Raw genomic sequence first — 6,991 nt, 5'->3', positions numbered from 1 at the left:
GATAAATCAATATTTATCATTCTATTTTCCTACTTTTTAGTGCACAAACTTTTAACTTTTAGGTGCTTGTCAAAGACTGTCGAATATGATAATATTAATGAGCGTTGTCACGAGAATAACTGTGGAGTAGTACTCAAGTGGCTGAAGAGGTGCCCCTGCTAAGGGTATAGGTCGGGAAACTGGCGCGAGAGTTCAAATCTCTCCTACTCCGCCATTTTAAAATAACCAAGTGCGAGCGTAGTTTAATGGTAGAACACGACCTTGCCAAGGTCGATACGGGAGTTCGATTCTCCTCGCTCGCTCCAAACTCAATTTAAGACGTTAAAACCCCATATTCGATGGGGTTTTTATTTTTTTATATTTTAAGAAAATAGCGAAACAAACTCATCATTTGTTCTTTACAGTATTAAGATGAATAATTTCTTTTTCATCTTTACTCTTATCCTTATATAAGATGAAAGCCAATGTAAATGATACAAGTGCTCCTAATAGTGTTCCAACAATCACTAAATAGAAATTATTCATTCCTGCACTTTCATTAATGTATCCAGTCAAAGTTAACAATCCAGGAGCTGCAAACAAATAATTTTTGACATTAAATATTCCAAAGAAGAAACCAGAAACTGCTCCACCTACCATTGTAGCAATTAAGTTTGTTTTCACATTCATTGTCACTCCATACAAGATTGGTTCAGTAATTCCACACATAGCAGTAAAACTAGTTGCACTTGCCATTTGCTTAATTTGACTATCTTTTGCTTTTAAAGATACTGCAAATCCTGCTGCTCCTTGTGCAACATTTGAAGCAAGTTGACCCGGAAAAATCATTGAATCGTATCCAATAGTTGCCATGTTATTAATTGCAATTGGAATCAAACCATGATGAACTCCTGTCATTACCATAAGTGGTAAAGTTGCTCCAATCACAGTTGGTACGATCCATCCCGCAATATTATTCAACATATTAATTCCATCACTAATCCACACAGCAACAATATATCCAATTGGACCTAAAGCTACCAAAGTCAGAATTCCTGTTATCAAGAACGTCAGCATAGGACGCATAAAGAATTTCACCGGTTTTGGTGATATTCTATCAACTAATGGATCTACTTTAGACATTACCCATACACCTAATATAATTGGAATTACAGATGACGAATACGTAGCATTATAGACAGGTATACCAATAAAATTAATATCTACACCACTTTCCATCGAATTCGCTACCATACCAATAAAATCAGGATGTAATAACATTGCACCAAGCATCATTGCTAAATAATGATTACATTTAAATTTCTTAGCTGCTGAATTAGCAATTAGTATTGGCAGAAAATAAAATGCTGTATTTCCCATAAATGATAAAATTTGATATGTTTGTGTATCAGCAGAAATCACTTTGAATGTTACAAGTAAAGCCAGTAATGCTTGCAACATACCAGCAGCAGTTAAAGCGGGAATAATTGGCGTAAAAATACCAGATAATGTATCAATAAGTTTATTTCCAATTGATGTATTCTTTTCTTCTACTTCTGGTGTATTGTCTTTTAACATACTTTGAATCGCTTGAAAAAAGTTTTCTACATCTGCTCCAATAATAACTTGAAATTCGTTATCGTTTTTCACTGCACCGAGTACATATGATAATTCTTCAAGCGCTTTTACATTAAATAGTAAACTGTCTTTTAATCTAAATCGCAATCTAGTCATACAGTTCGTTAAACCAGTTACATTGTCACTGCCACCAACTAATTTTAAAATTGCTTCTCCTTTCTCTTTGTAACTTAAGTTCTCTTTTCTTTTGTCACTCATATTCTTCCTCCTTTATAGATCATGTTGGGAGTGAATACCTCCCTTCATTTGTTTTTACAATAGCTAAATTCACGTGAGAAATCTATACTTCTCACACATCATGAAAGCGTTTTACATGAAGTGTTATTTTGCAGTACATTTCGTGTAAATTTTTTTCAAATATAGTAAAAAAAGAACAAGAACTTTAGCTCTTATTCTTTCATGTGTATTAAATTGTGTATTATCTATATTTCTCTAGAGTCTCTTCACTTAGACACGAAGCCGCATCTTCATCAGTGATAATTGTAAGGTTTGGATGTAATTTCAAAATTGTTGAAGGGATGTTGGAATCAACTTTTCCTTCGACGGTTTGTTTTAAGATATCTGCTTTATGTTTTCCATTTACAATCATAATCAATTCCTTAACATTCATAACACTTCTTGGCCCCATTGTTACTGCATAACTTGGTACCAGAGAGACATCTCCACCAAATTCCAAATCCGCAATTTTTTGCAATTCTTCATCCAAGAATGGAGTTTTAACCGTTTGATCTTCCCACGCTGTTTTTCCTGGTAAATTTCCACAGAAATGTCCATCATAACCAAGTCCCATAACTAACACATCTAAACCGCCATCTTTTTTAAGTCTTTGGTCATGACTTTCATAATTTTCAGGTGTTAATTTATGAATTTGTACTTCTTCAATTTCTGCTGGTGTAAAATAGTACTTACGTAAATTTGTTATAGTAATTCCTTCTTTCCCTTTTCCTTGAAATGGAATTTCATCAAAATTATAGTAATGTACATTGCTATAATTTTGCTTACCTTTTACCATGGGTACCAATTTTTCATACATCTTTACAGGTGTAGTTCCTGCGGTAATTGATACATTCACTCGTCCTTCTTTGGTCATATGTGAAAGCAGATACACTGCTGCTAGTTCACTCATTTCATCATATGTTTTTGTTTTAATAATTTTCATTTTATTTCCTCCTACTATGTATGTACACAGGATAACGAATATTATTTGATAAATCTATAATCTAAAGTTACTATGAAATTCATTTACAACAAATTATCAAATCGGAGTTAATTCTGTAAAATTTTTACATACCCATAAATTTAGAAGTTATTAATTAACTTTTCTTATTTATTGCTATACTATACATAAGAAGCAACATGGAGGTACATATGCTATTAATCGATACTTTGAAAAATCAGAATAATTTCTCTGATACTGAGATAGTCATATCAAATTATATTTTAGGTAATATACGTCAAGTTACTGAGATGAATATACACACGCTTGCTAATAATACATTTTGTAGTATTGCAACGATTTCTCGCTTTTGTAAGAAGTTAAAGTTCACAAATTTTAGTGCCTTTAAGTTGCAACTAGTCGCAGAAGTATACAACCCCTTAATGGATGCAAACCGAGTGGAATATAATTTTCCTTTTGAAAAAGAAGATCATTCCGACGAGATTGCTAAAAAACTCGTTAATTTAAGTAATCAAACCTTAAACGACACATACCAAAATATCGATATTGAAAAGATACATGCAGCTGCCACACTAGTAGACAATGCAGATCAAATTGATATTTTTGCAAATGGTAATTCTTTAGTAACCGCAATTGATTTACACAATAAAATGTTATGGATGGGTAAAAACAGTAATCTAGAAATTGTTAGAGGGTTTCAGTTTATTAAATCGCAGGTGAAAGTAAAAAATAAGATTACTATCATTATTTCATATTATGGAATAGATGAAGAAAGTATTAAAATTGCACGAGCTATGCATGAATCAAAAACTCCATATATATTGATAACAGGTCCTAAATTAAATCCATTGTGTACATTTGCTAGTGTAGTTATTCAGGTAACTCCAGCGGAAGAATTCAATGATAAACTAGCTCCAATATCATCTCGTATAGCATTAACATATGTAAGTGATCTCTTATATTCAATTGTATTTTCACTAAACTACGAAAAGAATAAACAAAATGTATCTTCACATTTATAATTAGTCGTACAAAAAAAAGGGCCTGACTTAGTAAGTCAAGAACCCATTTTCACTTAAAATTCTAGTTGCATTACGAACCGCATCACCACGGTCGTTAATCGCTAATGTTTTTTGTTCGACATCAAAACTGTGTTCAATACCCAAATCATTTAAATCTTCTGTGACACGAGCACGATCTTCTTTTGTTTTCATGTCTTTAAGCATAATTACATGTTTCATTCTACATTCCTTTTCTAGTACGTAAATTTTTCATAGTACTGCATCTTCTCAAGTTGTTCCATATTTTCAAGTGGATTTGAATCAAGTCGTAATTCATATAGCTTATTCATACCAATTAATGGTTCTAAATCTGTAATATAGTTTGCTTTAAGCGTTAAACTTACAAGATTCGTTAGGTTTTGAATTGGAGCAAGATCCATAATTGAGTTATGATCTGCACGTAAGCGAATTAGTTTCATCATATTTTGTAATGGCGTTAAGTCTTCCACTACATTATTGTAGATGTCTAAAATTCGTAGTTCCGTTAAGTTCTTTAATGGTTCAAGTGATTCTACTTTATTGTTGGCGATTTTAAGCGCTTGTAAGTCAACTAAATCTTTTACAGGAGTTAGATCACTAAACCAGTTATTTGATGCATCTAGTACACGTAAATGCGTACATTCAGCTAATGGAGTAATATCCAAAATCATGTTATTGTGGAAATCTAATTCATGAATACAATCAAAGTCTTTTAAGAAACTTAAATCCGTTAAATATGTATGATCAATTGTTAGATTTTCTATCTTGCGTAATTTCTCTAGAATGGAAATATCAGTAATTCTATTTTTTCCTAAATCCAAACGCACCAAATTTGTTAGATTGCGAATTGGACTTAAGTCTTTAATTTCACAGTATTCTAAGTTTAAATTCTCTAACTTTGTAAGTCCTTCTAAAGCATCAATATTCATTAGTTTACAGTTATTTAACTGTAAACTTTTTAAATTCTTACATTTTGCCAACAAGGAAATATCATGTAAATACTTGTTGTTAGAAAGATTTAATTCTTCTAGACTATCAAAATCTTCAAGGACAGAAATGTCATGAAATAAGTTACCCGAAATATCTAGTACACGTAGTTTTCTTAATCCTTGTAACTTACAAATATCATATAGCCACATTTTTGGTAAATGTAATTCTTCTAAGTTTTTTAATTCTGAATACACAGATAAATCAAAGTTATCACTACGTACACCACCATGTAGTTCACGTAGTTTATCAAGCTTATCAAGTTTATCAATATGTGAAACATTTGTACTGTTAATATTAAGTACTTCTAGATTATCTAAGTCTTTTAGACGACGTAAATCTAGTGGGAATACTTCATTATGCGAAATATCCAAATTGGATAATCGTTGTAAGTCTTTTAATGGTTCAATACTTTGCAATGCATTTCTTGATAAACGAAGTTTCGTTAGCTTGGTTAGTTTTTCTAATGGATGAATGTGTTCAATTCGATTTCCAGTTAAATCTAACACTTCTAAGTTGATACAGTCTTCCAACCCATCAATAAATTCAATATCTTTATTACGTAAAGATAATATATCTATTTTTTCTAACTCATCTGAGGTAATCATTTCATTTTCTTTTTTTCCTAGAAACTCAAGCATTGCTTGGTGTAGGTTATCATCTTTAAACATATGTTCCTCCTTCTTGTCTTACAGCAAGAAAACACTAGCAAGACCTAAGTAAATTAACAATGCAACAACATCAACTAATGTCGTAATTAATGGTCCTGCCATAACTGCTGGGTCAAAGCCAAGTTTTTCGGCAACCATTGGCAGTGTACACCCAATGAGTTTTGCCACCATAACTGTACACATAACAGTTACTGATACGACAATGGATGTTTGCACATCTACCATTCCCATAAATATAATGACACGGAAGAAATTCACAATCCCCATTGTTAGACCACAAAGGAACGCTACACGAATTTCTTTAAACCATATCTTAAGCATATCCGTTAAATGCACTTCACCCAAGGCTAATGCTCGAGTAATCATCGTACTACTTTGATTTCCTGCATTTCCTGCAGCATCCATCAACATCGGAATAAATACGGAAAGGTATGCAACCGTTTTTAAATGATCTTCAAATATTAATAAAATATTTCCAGTAAATGTTGCCCCAATCATCAATACTAGCAACCAAACAATACGGTGTTTATACATGGCAAAAACACCAGTTTCCAAATATGGTTTATCTGTTGGTGTAATCGCAGACATCTTATGAATATCTTCGGTTGTTTCTTCTTCCATAACATCCAAGATATCATCATATGTAATCGCTCCAGCGATTTTTCCTTCATCATTTACTACAGGAATTGTTGAAATATCATATTTACGAATCAATTGTGCTGCTTTTTCTTGATCATCATCCGTTTTGACTACAATTAAATCGGTATCCATAATATCTTCAATCAGTTCATTATCTTCCGCATATAGCAATTGCTTTAACGAAAGCGAACCAATGAGTTGACGCTTACTATCCGTAATATATGCATACCCTAAGGCACGATCAATGTTTTTTAATTTACGTAAACGTTGAATGGATTCTAATACACTTTCATAACGTTTTAAGGTAATGTAATTTGTATTCATAATAGAACCACATGAATCCTCACGGTAGTTCAATAACTTATTAATTTCTGCACGTTGATTCGGTTTTGCATTTTGCAATACACGTTTTACAACATTTGCAGGCATCTCTTCCATAAAGTCAACGATGTCATCACTATATAAGTTATCTAACATACTTTGGATTTCTGGTCCGGTAAATGCTTCAATCAATTCTTCCTGTTTATCATATGTTAAATAGGAAAAAATCTCAGCAGTTACATTTTTTTTCAACATTTTAAATACAAATAATACATCTTCAATTTGTAATTGTTCGACAAGATCACTCATATCGACAATATTATATTCATCGAAGAGTTCACGGATACGACGTACATCTTTACTTTGTATGAGGGCTTGTAGTTCCTCAATTGTTACTTTATTGTTGTCCATAAACTCTCTCCCTTCGCTATTTATTCTTTAATAATTTTAGGCTTAATTCAACCAGTGCATACCAAGTCTCGATAAATCACTGATAAGTACTGAATAATTTATGTGTCTTTAAAGCATTTCTTGTGATG

6 protein-coding genes and 2 tRNA genes are annotated in these 6,991 nt (G+C 32.2%); 3 read left to right on the top strand and 5 right to left on the bottom strand.

What is annotated here, in order from left to right:
* Window positions 1-123 precede the first annotated feature (123 nt).
* Both EDD63_RS11170 and EDD63_RS11165 read left to right on the top strand, forming a co-directional pair.
* Window positions 124-214 (top strand) — tRNA-Ser (locus tag EDD63_RS11170).
* 17 nt (window positions 215-231) lie between these two features.
* Window positions 232-305, top strand: a tRNA-Gly gene (locus EDD63_RS11165).
* Between the two features lie 82 nt (window positions 306-387).
* Here the strand turns inward: EDD63_RS11165 and EDD63_RS11160 are convergent.
* Together EDD63_RS11160 and EDD63_RS11155 are read right to left on the bottom strand one after the other, a co-directional pair.
* Entirely contained in the window at window positions 388-1,815 is a 1,428-nt protein-coding gene (locus EDD63_RS11160) for a PTS transporter subunit EIIC (protein ID WP_134171394.1), read from the bottom strand.
* Window positions 1,816-2,035: 220 nt separating this feature from the next.
* Window positions 2,036-2,776: a glucosamine-6-phosphate deaminase gene (locus EDD63_RS11155; RefSeq protein WP_134171393.1), complete on the bottom strand. Its 741-nt coding sequence runs from the start codon at window positions 2,774-2,776 to the stop codon at window positions 2,036-2,038.
* Between the two features lie 209 nt (window positions 2,777-2,985).
* Between EDD63_RS11155 and EDD63_RS11150 the strand changes: the two genes are divergently transcribed.
* A complete protein-coding gene (locus tag EDD63_RS11150; RefSeq protein WP_166667639.1) occupies window positions 2,986-3,816 on the top strand; it encodes a MurR/RpiR family transcriptional regulator in 831 nt (276 codons plus the stop codon).
* Window positions 3,817-3,843: 27 nt separating this feature from the next.
* Here EDD63_RS11150 and EDD63_RS11145 read toward each other — a convergent pair whose 3' ends face one another.
* From EDD63_RS11145 to mgtE, 3 genes are read right to left on the bottom strand one after another with little or no spacing between them, the layout of a single operon-like run.
* Entirely contained in the window at window positions 3,844-4,035 is a 192-nt protein-coding gene (locus EDD63_RS11145; protein WP_134171391.1) for a hypothetical protein, read from the bottom strand.
* A 14-nt stretch (window positions 4,036-4,049) separates the two neighbouring features.
* The gene (locus EDD63_RS11140; RefSeq protein WP_134171390.1) at window positions 4,050-5,492 is read right to left on the bottom strand and encodes a leucine-rich repeat domain-containing protein; all 1,443 of its coding nucleotides are present in this window, start codon (window positions 5,490-5,492) and stop codon (window positions 4,050-4,052) included.
* 18 nt (window positions 5,493-5,510) lie between these two features.
* Window positions 5,511-6,863: a magnesium transporter gene (mgtE, locus tag EDD63_RS11135; RefSeq protein ID WP_134171389.1), complete on the bottom strand. Its 1,353-nt coding sequence runs from the start codon at window positions 6,861-6,863 to the stop codon at window positions 5,511-5,513.
* Window positions 6,864-6,991 lie beyond the last annotated feature (128 nt).

It is taken from the genome of Breznakia blatticola (genome assembly GCF_004365815.1).
Classification (GTDB): Bacteria; Bacillota_I; Bacilli_A; order Erysipelotrichales; family Erysipelotrichaceae; genus Breznakia; species Breznakia blatticola.
The sequence above is the reverse complement of the archived record's forward strand: the minus strand, read 5'-3'. Positions and strand labels throughout refer to the sequence as shown.

What these genes read in the sequence shown, in the direction of transcription:
- EDD63_RS11150 (WP_166667639.1), top strand. Translation starts at nt 2,986, where the DNA reads ATGCTATTAATCGATACTTTGAAAAATCAGAATAATTTCTCTGATACT.
- EDD63_RS11160 (WP_134171394.1), bottom strand. Translation starts at nt 1,815, where the DNA reads ATGAGTGACAAAAGAAAAGAGAACTTAAGTTACAAAGAGAAAGGAGAA.
- EDD63_RS11155 (WP_134171393.1), bottom strand. Translation starts at nt 2,776, where the DNA reads ATGAAAATTATTAAAACAAAAACATATGATGAAATGAGTGAACTAGCA.
- mgtE (WP_134171389.1), bottom strand. Translation starts at nt 6,863, where the DNA reads ATGGACAACAATAAAGTAACAATTGAGGAACTACAAGCCCTCATACAA.
- EDD63_RS11140 (WP_134171390.1), bottom strand. Translation starts at nt 5,492, where the DNA reads ATGTTTAAAGATGATAACCTACACCAAGCAATGCTTGAGTTTCTAGGA.
- EDD63_RS11145 (WP_134171391.1), bottom strand. Translation starts at nt 4,035, where the DNA reads ATGAAACATGTAATTATGCTTAAAGACATGAAAACAAAAGAAGATCGT.